Origin of the sequence: Comamonas sp. Y33R10-2, from assembly GCF_019355935.1 — a bacterium.
Taxonomy (GTDB): Bacteria; Pseudomonadota; Gammaproteobacteria; order Burkholderiales; family Burkholderiaceae_C; genus Comamonas.
Genome location: NZ_CP079925.1, coordinates 3444156 through 3459128 on the forward strand (window position 1 = coordinate 3444156; position 14973 = coordinate 3459128).

The 14973-nt window shown below is 56.4% G+C and carries 9 protein-coding genes; all 9 read right to left on the reverse strand.

Features of this window, described 5'->3' with window-relative positions; all coding sequences use genetic code 11:
* Window positions 1-117: 117 nt before the first annotated feature.
* The 9 genes from KUF54_RS15525 to KUF54_RS15565 all read right to left on the reverse strand — a co-directional run bounded on the left by KUF54_RS15525 (window position 118) and on the right by KUF54_RS15565 (window position 14844).
* Window positions 118-1209 (reverse strand): ribonucleotide-diphosphate reductase subunit beta, encoded by a 1092-nt coding sequence (locus KUF54_RS15525; protein WP_219343661.1) that lies wholly within the window; start codon window positions 1207-1209, stop codon window positions 118-120.
* A gap of 201 nt (window positions 1210-1410) precedes the next feature.
* A complete protein-coding gene (locus KUF54_RS15530; RefSeq protein WP_219343662.1) occupies window positions 1411-4320 on the reverse strand; it encodes a ribonucleoside-diphosphate reductase subunit alpha in 2910 nt (969 codons plus the stop codon).
* Between the two features lie 665 nt (window positions 4321-4985).
* On the reverse strand, window positions 4986-5603 hold the full coding sequence (gene ampD / locus KUF54_RS15535) for a 1,6-anhydro-N-acetylmuramyl-L-alanine amidase AmpD (RefSeq protein WP_370627561.1): 618 nt from the start codon (window positions 5601-5603) through the stop codon (window positions 4986-4988).
* The gene (locus tag KUF54_RS15540) at window positions 5600-7057 is read right to left on the reverse strand and encodes a sigma-54 dependent transcriptional regulator (RefSeq protein WP_219346434.1); all 1458 of its coding nucleotides are present in this window, start codon (window positions 7055-7057) and stop codon (window positions 5600-5602) included. Before KUF54_RS15540 ends, ampD begins: the two co-directional genes overlap by 4 nt.
* 47 nt (window positions 7058-7104) lie before the next feature.
* Entirely contained in the window at window positions 7105-8907 is a 1803-nt protein-coding gene (locus KUF54_RS15545; RefSeq protein ID WP_219343663.1) for a PAS domain-containing sensor histidine kinase, read from the reverse strand.
* A 3-nt stretch (window positions 8908-8910) separates the two neighbouring features.
* Window positions 8911-9180: a PP0621 family protein gene (locus KUF54_RS15550; RefSeq protein WP_219343664.1), complete on the reverse strand. Its 270-nt coding sequence runs from the start codon at window positions 9178-9180 to the stop codon at window positions 8911-8913.
* Window positions 9177-9983 carry an inner membrane protein YpjD gene (locus KUF54_RS15555; RefSeq protein ID WP_219343665.1) on the reverse strand — a complete coding sequence of 269 codons (807 nt, stop codon included), beginning with the start codon at window positions 9981-9983 and terminating at the stop codon, window positions 9177-9179. The genes KUF54_RS15550 and KUF54_RS15555 overlap by 4 nt, the downstream gene beginning before the upstream one ends.
* A 59-nt stretch (window positions 9984-10042) precedes the next feature.
* Window positions 10043-10972, reverse strand: coding sequence for a diguanylate cyclase domain-containing protein (locus KUF54_RS15560; RefSeq protein ID WP_219343666.1), 930 nt, complete (start codon window positions 10970-10972; stop codon window positions 10043-10045).
* 38 nt (window positions 10973-11010) lie between these two features.
* On the reverse strand, window positions 11011-14844 hold the full coding sequence (locus KUF54_RS15565) for a response regulator (RefSeq protein WP_219343667.1): 3834 nt from the start codon (window positions 14842-14844) through the stop codon (window positions 11011-11013).
* Window positions 14845-14973 lie beyond the last annotated feature (129 nt).

The window sequence follows — 14973 nt, forward strand, 5'->3', positions numbered from 1 at the left end:
AAGCGATGTGGAGTTACGTATCGCTAGGAACACAAATTTGCTTCACGTCAAAACTTCTATTTTTATAGCAATGAAGTGAAGCAAGTCATGACTCGCATTGTGCCTGCTTAGAAGCAATTAATCCCAAGAAAGTGCACCACCGGTTTGATACTCGATCACTCGTGTCTCAAAGAAGTTACGTTCTTTCTTCAAATCGATCATTTCGCTCATCCAAGGGAAGGGATTCTCCTCACCCGGGAACAACTCTTCCAGACCAATTTGCGTGGCGCGGCGGTTGGCGATGTAGCGCAGATAGCCCTTGAACATAGACGCATTCATGCCCAGCACGCCACGTGGCATGGTGTCTTCAGCGTACTGATATTCAAGCTCTACAGCCTTGATGAATAGCTCATTGATTTCTTGCTTGAACTCGGCGGTCCACAGCTGCGGATTTTCGAGCTTGAGTTGGTTAATCAAATCGATGCCGAAGTTGCAGTGCATGGACTCGTCACGCAGGATGTATTGGTACTGCTCGGCAGCGCCGGTCATCTTGTTTTGACGACCCAGCGCCAAAATTTGCGTGAAGCCCACGTAGAAGAACAGGCCTTCCATCAAGCAAGCAAAAACGATCAGCGACTTGAGCAAAGTCTGGTCGGTTTCGAACGTGCCGGTGTGGAAGTTGGGGTCACTGATAGCGTCGATGAACGGGATCAGGAACTCGTCCTTATCGCGGATGGACTTGACCTCGTTATAGGCGTTGAAAATTTCGCCTTCATCCAGACCCAACGATTCCACGATGTATTGGTAGGCGTGGGTGTGAATCGCTTCTTCAAACGCTTGGCGCAGCAAGAACTGGCGGCACTCAGGCGCAGTGATGTGGCGGTAGGTGCCCAGCACAATGTTGTTGGCGGCCAGCGAGTCGGCTGTCACGAAGAAGCCGAGATTGCGCTTGATGATGCGGCGCTCGTCTTCGGTCAGACCATTAGGGTCCTTCCACAAAGCGATGTCGCGCGTCATGTTCACTTCCTGCGGCATCCAGTGATTAGCGCAGGTAGCCAGATACTTTTCCCAGGCCCACTTGTACTTGAAGGGAACCAGCTGGTTCACGTCAGTCTTGGCGTTGATGATGCGCTTGTCAGCAGCATTCACGCGCTTGTGGGTGCTGGGGGATGCGCCGGCTTCTGCACTGGTGGCGGAAGGGGTGAAGGTGTCGTCGTCAAAGCTCAGCATTCTCGAATTCCTTATTGGAAAAAGCTGGGTGCAGTGCAATCAACATCCAGCCTTCTGATTTATCTATTTACTCAATGCCAGTGAAAACTGGCTCGGCCCAAGCGAGAGACATCAAGCAAGGGCCGCCCCGCAGCGAGGATGTCGTCCCCCTCCCGAAGAGAGAGGGGGAAGGCGCATAGCGCCTCAGGGGGTGCCAGTTAATTACTGACAGGCTTCGCAGCCCGGATCGTCAATCGCGCAGAACTTGATGTCTGTAGCAGGTGCCTGAGCACGTGCTGCAGCAACTGCTGCGTCCAGTGCGCTGACTGCAGGCTTTGCAGCGGGTGCAGCAGCAGCCGGAGCTGCGGAAGACACGGCATTCAGCGTGCGGCTTTGCACGGTAGATTTTTCAATCTGAGTCGCGCTGGTGGTGCGCAGGTAGTACGTAGTCTTGAGGCCACGAATCCAAGCGAGCATGTAGGTGTCATGCAGCTTCTTGCCCGATGCGCCAGCCATGTAGATGTTCAGGCTTTGGGCCTGATCGATCCACTTTTGGCGACGCGAGGCAGCTTCCACCAACCATTCTGGCGCAACTTCAAACGCGGTGGCGTAGAGGTCTTTGACCTCTTCTGGCACACGGTCAATGGCGCGCAGCGAGCCGTCGAAGTGCTTCAAGTCCATGACCATCACATCGTCCCACAGGCCCAGGCGCTTCAGGTCACGAACCAAGTACTGGTTGATGACGGTGAATTCGCCAGACAGGTTGGACTTCACGGATAGGTTGCCAAACGATGGCTCAATCGATGCATCCACGCCCACGATGTTGGAGATGGTGGCTGTCGGTGCAATGGCCACGCAATTGCTGTTGCGCATGCCATCCTTGGCGATTTTTGCGCGCAGAGCGTCCCAATCCATGGTGGCAGAGCGGTCCACTTCCACATAGCCGCCACGGGCTTTTTCCAGCAGCTTCAGAGTGTCGTGGGGCAGGATGCCCTGATCCCACAGCGAGCCCTTGAAGGTGGAGTAAGTGCCGCGCTCTTTGGACAACTCGGTCGAGGCCCAGTAGGCGTAGTAGCAGATCGCTTCCATGGCTTGGTCGGCAAACTCAACCGCACCTTCGCTGGCGTAGGACGTACGCATTTCATACAGCGAATCTTGGAAGCCCATCAGGCCCATGCCCACAGGGCGGTGGCGCAGATTGGATTCCTTGGCCTTGGGCACGGCGTAGTAGTTGATGTCGATCACGTTGTCCAGCATGCGCATGGCGGTGGTGACCGTCTTGCGCAGCTTTTCGTGGTCGATCTTGCCGTCCTTGATGTGCTGAACCAGATTCACGGAGCCGAGGTTACAGACCGCGGTTTCGGTGTCGCTAGTGTTAAGCGTGATCTCGGTGCACAGGTTGGACGAGTGCACCACGCCCACGTGTTGCTGGGGCGAGCGGATGTTGCAAGGATCCTTGAAGGTGATCCAAGGGTGGCCAGTCTCGAACAGCATCGAGAGCATCTTGCGCCACAGGTCGTTGGCCGCCAGTGTCTTGTGCAGCTTGAGCTCGCCAGCGGCAGCCTTGGCTTCGTAGGCCAGATAGGCCTTTTCGAATTCGGTACCAAACAGGTCGTGCAGATCTGGCACGTCGCAGGGCGAGAACAAAGTCCAGTTGCCCTTTTCAATCACGCGCTTCATGAACAGGTCTGGAATCCAGTTGGCCGTGTTCATGTCATGAGTGCGGCGACGGTCATCGCCGGTGTTCTTGCGCAGCTCCAGGAATTCTTCAATGTCCAGGTGCCATGTTTCCAGATAGGTACAGACAGCGCCCTTACGCTTGCCACCTTGGTTCACGGCCACAGCGGTGTCGTTGACGACCTTGAGGAAAGGCACAACGCCTTGCGACTCGCCGTTCGTGCCCTTGATGCGCGAACCCAGAGCACGCACACGTGTCCAGTCATTGCCCAGACCGCCCGCAAATTTGGACAGCAGAGCGTTTTCTTTGATGGACTCGTAGATGCCGTCCAGATCATCCGGTACGGTGGTCAGGTAGCACGACGACAGTTGCGAGCGCAATGTGCCGCTGTTGAACAACGTGGGGGTGGACGACATGAAGTCGAACGAAGACAGCAGCTCGTAGAACTCGATGGCGCGGGCATTGCGGTCATCTTCTTGCAGCGCCAAGCCCATGGCTACGCGCATGAAGAAGGATTGGGGCAGCTCGATGCGGGTCTTCTTGACGTGCAAGAAATAGCGGTCATACAGAGTTTGTAGACCCAGGTAGTCGAACTGTTCGTCGCGCTCGGCCTTCAGGGCCTTGGCCAGACGGGGTAGGTCGTAGTTCAGCAACTCAGGGTTGAGCAGTTCGTTATCGACACCCTTTTGGATGAAGCCGGGGAAATATTCAGCGTAGGCCGCTTGCATGTCCGAGGGCTGTACATCACGCAGCATGACTTCGCGCACGATGGTGTGCAGCAGCAGGCGGGCGGTGACGTAGGTGTAATCGGGGTCTTTTTCGATCAGCGTACGGGCGGCCAAGATGGACGCTTTGTGGACTTCAGCCAGAGGCACGCCGTCGTACAGGTTGCGTAGCGTCTCTGCCAAGACAGGGGCTGCCTGAATGTCGGCATTGAGGTTGCGGCAGGACGCCTGGATCAGGGTTTCGAGGCGTTCCATATTCAGAGGGATGCGCTGGCCGTTTTCGGTCACATGTAGCACGGGCTTGGCGGAAGCGGCCGCTGCAGTAATGGCGGCGGCCTTCTTTTGCTCGGCACGCTCTTGATTGCGGCGCTCGCGGTACAGCACATAGGCGCGGGCCACATCTTGGTGACCGGCGCGCATCAGGCCCAGCTCGACTTGGTCTTGCACGTCTTCAATATGGAAGGTGCCGCCATTAGGGCGCGAGCGCAGCAGGGCGCGAACAACGCCTTCGGTCAATTCGTTGACGGTATCGCGAACGCTGGCAGACGCAGCGCCTTGTGCGCCACGCACGGCCAGAAACGCCTTGGTCAGTGCCACGGCAATCTTCTGGGGAGTGAACGCCACCACATCACCGCTGCGGCGGATGATCTGGTAGTTGTCATTGGGGGAGGAAGAATCAGCTGCGCTGACAGGCGCGGCAGAAGGCAGTGAGTTCAACGCTTCTTGCATAAGTTCCTCGGAATTAATTTGTGGATAGCTGGCAAAGGTCTGCCGTCTGGGCAGGCCCTCAAAAACAAGAATTGGCGCCAAGGTTTACACATGGTTTGCACAGGGTGTACACAACTTGTAAACACTAGATGTGGGGTCTAAGGCGCTCTCAGACACTACCGGTAGTGTATCGCTGTTCAATCTTGCTGACTTGATGAAAGTACTGAAGCGGGCATTTTTGCAGTCGCTTGACAGCTTGAAAAAAGCCTTCATACCGCATGAAACAAGGGCTGTAGCGTGGTTGCAGTGCTGAAGCTTTCGTGTCGTTAATGTGTAAAAAATTTACGTGTTTGATGGAAGCGACAGATGTAGTCAATGTGCCATTGACAGCGATAACTTGCATGTGATTTCAAAAGGCACGGTCTTGGCTATAAAAACAGGAGCGCCTTGTCCAATTCATTGATGCGTTTCAGGTGCATATATGGCTGCAAGACGCTACAGGCAGGGACGGCATGCTCCTGATAAAGATGCGCACCTTAGAGCGGCTAACACAACTCAGCAAACCGAAGGTTTGCGTTTGAGACGAGGCGCGAAGCCGCAGACAGTACATGCGTACGACAAGGCGAAGCAACGACGTATCAAGCGTTGCGTTAGCGGCTCTTAGAGAAGGTAAGGGCGGGATAGCTTTAGACGCTGCGGGGCAGCTGCCATGCAAGCGTGCGGCTGTCTGCGCTCAATTTCTGCTGAAGTTGCGCCCAGTCAAAACCGGGGCCGGGGTCTTGCTTGCGCCCCGGTGCAATATGCTCGTGGCCCGCGATGTAGCGAACTGCGTATTGCGCCGCAATGCCTTGGCAAAGTTGCTGCAAGGCTTGGTACTGCGGGGCTTCAAAGCTCAGGCCTTCAAGGCCTTCGAGTTCTATGCCAATAGAGTCATCGTTGCAGCGATCACGCCCGCGCCATTGGCTGACGCCGGCGTGCCATGCGCGGTCATCGCAACTGACGAATTGCCAGATTTCGCCCTCGCGGGTAATAAAGAAGTGCGATGACACTTCCAGCCCGCGAATGCCTTGGTAGTAAGGATGTGCGTCCCAGTCCAACTGATTGCTGAACAGCTGCTGCACTGCACCCGTGCCGTACTGGCCTGGCGGTAGGCTGATGGAGTGCAGAACGACGAGATCGATTAGCGCTCCATCAGGGCGCGGGCCAAAGTTGGGGGATGCAAGCGGGCGTGCTCGCTGATACCAGCCGCATGTCCAGTTTGATGGCTGCTGTGTGTCGTGCTTTGCAGGGTCAGGAATTGTCACTTTGCGCCTTCGGCTGGCAGATCAATGTTGAGGCGCTCAATGCGATAGCGAATCTGGCGCAGGCTAATCCCCAATTTGGCCGCAGCGGCGGTGCGGTTGAATCCGTTGTCTTGCAGCGCCCTAATCAGAATGCTGCGCTCTTGCTCATCCAGCCAGCCTTGCAGGTTTTCGGGAATGTTGGCGGGGCTGTCAGCGGGGATATTTTGCTGGTCTGCCTGATCGACATTCACTGACAGCTTGGCAGCGCTGGTGATGCCGGTCACGCTGGCGGGGCTTTCGAGATTTGGCGCAAGACTGCTGGGCGGAATGCGCAGCGGGCCTTCGTCGCCTAGTGCAATGGCGCGGTGCAGCACGTTTTCCAGCTCGCGCACATTACCGGGCAGGGACAGCTGGGCAATTTGGGCGAGGCTGGTTTCATCCAGCGCTGGCGTGGCAAGCCCAGACTCTTTGGCCAGCTTTTTCAGCAGAGCTTGGCACAGTAAGCCGAGGTCTTCGCGGCGCTCACGCAGGGCAGGTAGCTCAATCTCAATGACGTTGAGGCGGTAGTACAAGTCTTGGCGAAAGTTGCCAGATTGCACTTCTGTGCCTAGGTGGCGGTGAGTGGCGCTGACGATGCGTACATCGACGGTCTCTTCTTGCGTGCTGCCCAGTGGGCGAATCTTGCGCTCTTGAATGGCGCGCAGCAGCTTGGCCTGCATGGCCAAAGGCAGGTCACCAATTTCGTCAAGAAACAAGGTGCCGCCCTGAGCGGCCTGAAAGTAGCCGACCCTGTCTTGCGTGGCGCCGGTATATGAGCCTTTGCGGGCGCCGAAGAATTCGGCTTCTAATAAGTTCTCAGGAATGGCGCCGCAGTTCACGGCCACCATGGGGCCATTGGCGCGCTGGCTGCAGGCGTGCAGGGCCCGGGCGACCAGCTCTTTGCCGGTGCCGGATTCGCCATGAATGAGCACCGGTGCCATGCCTTTGGCCACTTTGGCGATGCGCTGCTTGACCTGTTGCATGGCAACAGAGTTACCAACCAGTGCTTGCAGGGCGCTGTAGTTGGTGTCTTGGCCGCTGTTGACAGCTGCTGGCGTCGTGTGTGCGGTGCCGGGCTGAGGTACGGCGCCAATGCCTTGAATGGCAGAGGCAACGACTTGGCGAAACTGACGCAGATCCACGGGCTTGGTCAGATAGTCAAATGCGCCTGCGCGCAAAGCCTCAACAGCGTTTTCTGCCGAGCCGTAGGCGGTCATGACGATGCAGCGCTCAGTGCGCGACTGATCGCGCAGTTGCTGCAGCAACTCCATGCCTATGCCGTCGGGCAGGCGCATGTCGGTGATGACAACATCAAAGTGCTGATTTTGCAGCTGGGCTGAGCCTTCTTGCACTGATCCGGCCGTTTCCACGCGATAGCCTTCCCTGAGCAGGGTCAGCTCATAGAGTGTGCGCAGGTCAGGCTCGTCGTCGACCACCAAAATGGTGGCATTGGTGGATGCAGTAGGCAAAAAGTTCACTAGGCTTACACCATGATGGGGTCAAAAAGAGAGGGGCTTTCGAGGCTCAAGCGGCCGCTGCGCAGGGTTACGACAAATGCATTGCCATCCACATCCCCCTCAGGCGTGTTGCGGCTGAAGCGTAGGTAGCTAATGCTTGCATCGTAGCGCTGGCATAGCTCTCGGCAGATATACAGGCCGAGTCCGCTAGAGCGGCTTTGCGAGGAGAAAAATGGCTCGAACAAATGGCGCTCGACGCTGGCTTCCAGCGGTGCGCCATTGCTCCAGACCATAAACCAACAAATATCGTCTTCGGGCAGGCCGTGCATCTGGGTATTGAGCGGGCCACAGCCGCTGACCAGTTGTAGGCCTGCTTCATTGCCAGCATTGCTGCGGTGGCGCTGAGCATTGTCCAACAGGTTAATCAGCACGCGGCGCAGATGCTCTTCATCAAACACGATATGGCGTGCTGTTGCGTTGAGCTGAAGCAAAATTTGGCGAGGGGGAGTGGATTGTCCGCGCCACTCGTGGCTGATTTGGGCGAGCAGGAGGTCTAAGGGCAGCGATTGGCCGTGATAAGTATCAGCACCTTGCTGCACGCGTGCCAAATTGAGAATCTCTTCTGCAATGCGGGCCAGTCGGTCGGCGTTTTGCCCCACGATACGGCAAAGCTGCTGGGGCCCGGGCTGGCTCACCAGATCTTCGGCCAGCAGCGCATTGGCTTGTGTAATAGCGGCTAGAGGGTTGCGGATCTCGTGCGCTACGGCTGCGGACATACGGCCCATAGAGGCCAATTTTTCGGTGCGCAGTTGTGCTTCCATCTCGCGCAGGTCATGCAAAAACATGACGCACAGCGAATGGCTGGGCTCGGTTTGAGGCTTTTCATCCAAAAATGGCGCAGAAACTTCGGTGATGCGCGTGCGCACATTGATACCCGTGGGGCCGCTATGCTCAGTGGCTTGCAGATGAATCGTGGCTGACAAAGGGCGGGCGTGGGCAAAGCTGGCCTGTGCAGAGTCGGCCAAGGGTTCCCACCAGCGATAGGCTTGCAAAGAAAAAGGCTGAGTGTGCTCAGGCGGAAGGTTGAGCAATTGCAGGGCGGCTGGGTTGGCTTGCAGCACTTGCAAGCTGGAGTCAACCACCAGAACACCATCTGAGAAATGGTTGATCACCAAGCTGTTGACTTGCTCCTGAGTTTGGGTGCGCAGGCGATTAAACAGCGACTGAGAGCGCTCACGCCGCACGCGCTTGGCCAGCTCATGTGTGAGATAGGCCACGCAGAAATAAGCGGCGGAGGAAAATGCGGCCTGATAGTAGGCTTGGGCGGAGTCACTCAGGCCGCTGTGGTAGAGCCAGAAGGTATGGGTCAGTGTCAGCAGCGTAATGCAGGCTGTGGTGCCAAGCGCTAGCATCAGGCCGCCAAGCGCTGATGAAATCAAGATAGGAATGGCCAGCAAAGCGGTGTAATTGAGCGAGCCAACCTGAAATACTTGCAGCAAAAAAATGACTGCAATGTCGACACCAATGACGGGTAGCCATTGCATTGCTGCTCGCGGTGCGGGCAGTTGCTTGCCCGCGAGCAGGCGCAGCGCGGTGGTCAAGATCAGATAGGCAAAGCAAACTATCCAGACCAGTGGAGAGCTAATATTTTGCAGCTGCTGGTTGAGTGCCTGCAGCAAGATCAGCACTAGCGCCAGAAAAATGCGGCCGCTTAAAAATGCTTGCCACAGGCGCACAAACGGGGCGTTGAGGCTGGCATCGGCGCGGCGGCTGATGGCTGTGTCCAGCGGAATAGCGGTGTGTAGCCAAGGAGAGGCGGAATTCACCATCGCTTAGTGATCGCCTGTGTTTTGCGGCCCTAAACGGCGGTGCTCTGCGCTGCAGTAGTGCAGGCTATCGTGACCAGAGGTGGTCTTGGTCACGGCGTCAGCCTGAGGCAGGTGCAGGCCGCAATGGGCGCACTCCACCATGTTTTGGGGCTGCTGAAGGGTTGGGGTTGGCGTGGGGGTTGCCGCTTTGCGCTCAGCCACTTCGGCGCGTCGTTTGTTGCGCCAAATGCCGAAGGCCACCACGATGACCAGCAAGACGAGTAGGTACTTCATGCAGCGCGCTCCAGCAGAACTTCTGCGACAAAGCGCGAACCTGCATAGGCTAATAATAAAAAGATGGCGCCAATATAGAGAACGCGCACTGCGCTGTGCCCGCGCCAGCCAAAGCGGTTGCGGCCAAATAGCAAGACTGCAAAAGTTACCCAAGACAGTAGTGAGAAAACTGCTTTGTGATTCCACACCCAGCTTTTGCCGTAAAGCTGCTCACCAAAAAACCAGCCGGCTGCCAAAGTAGCCGTCAACAAAATAAAGCCTGCGGCTACAAAGCGAAAGGTCAGGCGCTCTAAAGTGAGCAGGGGCAGACCACCGTCATGGTCTGCACCTTGGCGCATTTGCCTTTCGGCATGACTCATGAGTGCACCGTGCACAACGGCTGCAGCAAAAAGCCCGTAAGAAGCAATACCAAGAGCCAGGTGCAAAGGCAGCCAAGGCGAGGCATCGACATGCAAAGGTGAGCCAGGAAAGACGGCGGCTAGCAAAACAGCCATGCTGCCCATGATGGACAGCGGCCAGCGCGAGCTGAGTTGAGGATACAACTGCTGCTCGACCACATAAACAGTCAGCACCAGCCATGCGGTGATGGAGAGTGCAGGCGCGAACCCGAAGCGCGGAAAACCGCCTAGAAGGCCCCAGCCTAAAAATAGGGCGTGCAAGCCCCAGGCCAGAAGCAGGCTGTGACGTGCGCCTTTTTCTTGCAGGCTTTTGGTGGCAAGAGCGGGAATGGCGTAGGCCAAGGCTGCCGCAATGGCCAAAATCCAAGCCATGGGGCTGGCTACGGTGAGCATTTGGGAGAGCATGCTTTCAATGATAGTGCGGCTGGCCGGCACTCATCTTTTGATGGATGAGTGCGAAAGAGTCAATTGTGCGTATAAAGCGCCGACTGAACTTGATTGCGACCTTCAGACTTTGCCTTATAAAGCAGTTCGTCGACTTTTTGCAGCCATTGCTCAAAGCTCTCAGGGCTTGGTTGTGCAATGGTCAGCACCCCGCAGCTCACCGTCAGATGCTTTGCCGTGCCAGATGCGCTATGTGCGATACCCAGCTCGGCCACACTTGCGCGAAACTGCTCTACCAGTGACTGTGGCTCTGTATTGCCGGGGAGGATGAGCGCAAACTCTTCGCCGCCAAAGCGCGCTGCAATATCGAAGGAGCGCCTGGCATGGCGCGCCAGCGTTGATGCTACAGATTTGAGAGCTTCATCTCCTTGTAAATGGCCGTAGTGGTCGTTGTACTGCTTGAAATGGTCAATGTCGATCAGCGCCAGCCCCAGCATCTCCCCAGTCCGCATACAGCGGCGGCTGGTACGTTGCAGCATGTCATCAAAGTGGCGGCGATTGGAGAGGCTGGTCAGTCCATCAACATGGGCTAGGCGCTCAAGCGCGCGTCGTTGCTGGGCCATCTGTATCTGGTTGCGTACGCGCACACTCACCACGGCTGGGCGGATAGGCTTTGAGACATAGTCGGCCGCACCAAGGCGCAGGCCGTATTCCTCGGCGGCGGCATCGCTTTGCCCGGTGATGAAAATAATGGCAATCCCGGCCGTGGCCTCATTGCTGCGCAGCTGGGCTAGAACCTCGTAGCCATCCATGCCCGGCATGCTGACGTCGAGCAAAATAAGCATGAGCCGGTGGGCCTCACGGCTGGCAATGGTCAGAGCGCTGTGGCCATCCTTGGCTAAAAGCACCCGGTATTGCAGTCCCAAAAGCTCCGCTAGCATGGTGCGGTTGACGCGCTCATCATCCACGATGAGCAGCGTGGGCAGTTCTTGTTCCTGTTCTTCCAACATAGGCGGTGCTTTACTGATAAAGGGACAAGTGCGCAGAGTCACGCAGTAGTTTGATGTAATTGTTGCTTGAGCAGGTCAAGGTCTTGCAAAGCGGCATCCGCCTCAAGGTCTTCGATGTTTCTGCGAATGCGCTGCAGCTGTACGCCATGCTTGCGTTGATCGAGCTGGCGCTGCAGGCGCTCAAAGCCATCCATGGCGGCGTAGTTGCCATCAGTAATTAGTTGACGCAACTCTTCAATGATGACTTTGGCTGCGGCAAGGCCGCTGTTAGAGGCCGCAGGCGTTTGCGTCGCTGAGGCGCTTGGATCTGCAGCGGCTTGCTGCAACTGCTTGAGTAACTGAGCCAGCTGTTCAGCAAAGATAGGCACGTGCTGCTGCAGATGCTGGTGTGACTCAGGTGTCAGGTTCACCATGTGTTGCGGTGTGCGGCAGGCAAACTCAATCAGGGTGGCTTGCTCTGTCAAGGCGGGAGTGCCTAGATAACCGAGAGAGCCTTTGAGGGTGTGAGCCAACATTCCCAAATCTTGCCAGCGACTTTGTGACAGGTACTCCTGTAGCTTGGCTGGGGCTGCGGCAAAGTCCCGCACAAAGCCATTGAGCACGCGGCTGATCAGATTGCTATTGCCGCGAAAGCGCTGCTGCATTTGCGAGAGATCGAACGCTGGGCTGGTTTGCGGTGATTGGGCTTGTGAGGCAGGTAGTGGAGATGCAGCGTGATGAGTAGCAGATGCATGAGGCGCCATCCATTGACACAGCGTTTCGTAGAGCAGCTTGTCGTCAATGGGTTTGCTCAGATGTGCATTCATGCCGGATTTTTCAATCGCATCACGGTCTTCCGTGCGGGCCTGTGCTGTCAGCGCAATCACTGGCAGGCCTCTCAGAGCAGGCTGTTGGCGAATGGCCTGTGTCGCTTGCATGCCATCCATATTGGGCATGTGCACGTCCATCAAAACCAGATCAAATGATTGCTTTTCTAACACTTTCAGTGCCTGCACGCCGTCCGTAGCCATCTCTACTTGAATGCCCATTAGCTCCAGAAAATCTGCGGCTACCTCGCGGTTTAAAGCATTGTCATCGACGACGAGTACGCGCTTGCCTTTGAGTTCTGGGTAGCGCCTGCTGAGGGAGATGTCTGCAGTGCTCGGCACTGCAGCGGCTTGATGGCTTGGGCTGTGTACTTGCAAAATTTCCAAAATGGAGTTGAACAGCACAGACTCTGTGACGGGCTTGGTTAGCAGGCCTTGCAGTCCTAGTTGCTCGGCCTGTCTTTGCACCTCATCGCGGCCGTAGGCGGTGACCATCAGCACGGCTGGAATGGTCGCCAAATGCTCTACCTCGCGAATGCGCCGTGCGACCTCAAGGCCATCCATGCCGGGCATGCGCCAATCCATCAGCACCAAGTCATAGGGCGAGCCGCTGCCCACCGCATGGTGCAGCGCGGCCAGTGCTTTGTCGCCGCTGTCGACAGCATCGGTGCGCATGCCAAAGCCGCGCACCATGCTGGCGAGAATGTCGCGTGCGCTGGCGTTGTCATCCACGATCAGCACTCTATTTGCTTGACCCACAGGGTAGATTTGTGGGCGCTTGGTGGGATGGCTGGTGGCCAGCATCTGCACCGCAAAGCGAAAGGTGCTGCCGCGCCCCGGAGCGCTGAAAACATCAAAACGGCCACCCATTAACTGCACTAAACGGTTGCAAATGGCCAAGCCCAGTCCGGTGCCACCGTAGCGGCGTGTGGTTTGGCTGTCAGCCTGTGAGAAAGGGCGAAACAGCTGCTGAATTTGCGCCTGATTCATGCCAATTCCGGTATCGCGCACCGTGATTAAAAGGGTTTGTACCTCGTCCACATCCGTGCTGGCGCGTGCAATAGCGGGGCGCTCTTTTTCAATCGATACGACCACTTCGCCCTGATGGGTGAATTTGATGGCATTGCTCACCAGATTGTTGAGAACCTGGCTCAGGCGCAAAGGGTCGCCGCGCAAATGCCGCGGCACTTCTGGTGATACGGAATACGCCACCTCCAGCCCTTTTTCCTCGGCTTGCAGCATGGTGACGGCGGAGACGGTTTCCAAAATATCGTCCAGCGCAAACTCCACACTCTCAAGCTCCAGCATGCCCGCTTCGATTTTGGAATAGTCCAAGATGTCATTGATGATGGACAGCAGCGCGTTGGCAGACAGCTCTACCTTATCTAAATAGTTACGTTGCTTGGGCGATAGCGGGGTTTGCTGCACCAGACGCGTCATGCCAATGACCGTATTCATCGGGGTGCGGATTTCATGGCTCATGGTGGCCAGAAACTCGGACTTGGTGCGCTCTGCCGTCTCGGCAGCTTCTTTGGCTTGTTGCAAAGCGATCTCGGCTTCGCGCTCGCGCGAGATGTCTAACAAAATACCGTCCCAGACGATGCCTGTTTCCGTCTGCTGGGGGGCACAGCGGCAGCGCAACCAGCGCATTACGCCATTGGGGCGGATGATGCGAAAGCTGTGGTCAAACACCTTTTTCTGCTGCTGTGCATCTTCCATCAAGAGCTTGTATTGCGTGACATCACTGGGGTGAATGCGATCCAGATACAGCTGCTGGCTGGCAGTCAGAACAGATGCCTTAATGCCGATGAGCTTTTCTATGCCTGCGCTGATGTATGTCATACGCGGCGATGCATCGTCACTTTGAAGGCGAAAGATGGCACCGTTGGGCAGGTTGTCTGCCACGGCTTCAAGCCGCTGTTTGGCCGCTTCGCGCTCAGTGAGGTCTTGCACCACACCGCTGATGCCGATGATGTTGCCTTCATCATCACGATCAGCTTGCCCAAGAATAGAGGCGGGAAAGCTGCCGCGTACAGGGTTGGTGTGAGTCACGTCCAGCGCATAGCCTTGTCCCGTCTGGGCGCAGAGGTTGATGGCAGCCGTTACGCGGGCGTGATCTTCGGGGGGCATCAGGCGGCGCAGATCATCAGGGGTCAACTGAGCGCCGCGAGGATCCGCACCATTCATCTCATACATCATCTCTGATGCCCAAAACTCGCCGGTTTTCAGATCCAGTCTCCAGCTACCAATGCGCGACAGCCGCTCGGCCCGGCGTAAAAAATGGTTGCTGGTGCGCATGTCTTTTTCAGTCGCGCGCAAGGACGTTATGTCTCGTGCAATTCCCAGCAGGCCAATGACGTCGCCGTTTTCGTTTCGGTAGGGGCTTTTGATGGATTGAAACAGACATCTCAGACCATCTTTTTGCAAGTAGGACTCGGAAATGATGGGCTGATCACTCTGGATTGCTTGAGCGTCATCGCTGGCAAAGTTATTGTTGCCACCCCAAATGTCTTGGTCCGTTTTGCCGATCATGGCTCCTTCCGGCACTCCCGCCATCTTGTCGGACGCCGGGTTGGAGAAAAGGTAGCGACCATTGAGGTCTTTGACAAAAACAATGTCTGAGGTGCCGCGCATGACAGAGTTCAGCAGCCGGCTAGAGTCTTTCCAGCGCTGCTCCAGCTCGGTGTTGAGCTTGCGGATTTCAGCTTCTCGCTGCACACGCTCAGAGATATCTCGGGCCATGGCGTAAAAGAGTTTTCGCCCTTCCACTAATTGGCAGGAAATTTTGACCTCAACGGGGTAAAGCGTTCCGTTCTTGCGAACGTGGCGGTCTTCTACGACGGTGTTGAAGCCAGGCTCTACGGATTTCCAGAGTGCGAGCAGTGCGGCGTCGTTATGACCTTCTGAGAAGTGACGTACCTTCAGCGCTAGTAGCTCATCACGGCTGTAGCCTAGGTTTTCGCAGGCTTGCATGTTGACATCGAGCAACTGGCCGCAGTCGTCGTGCAAAAAGAATGCATCGGCGAAGTGATCGAGGAATTGACGGTACAGCAACTGATCAGACATGACGCGCCTTGGGAATAGAAGGTGCCAGTGGTCAAGCGGCAACTCCTGAAGCAAAGTGATTGGGTTGATGTTACCTCTGTAGCACTTAATAACAAGCAGGCCTGAACCCTGCGAGCCTTGCGAATTGAT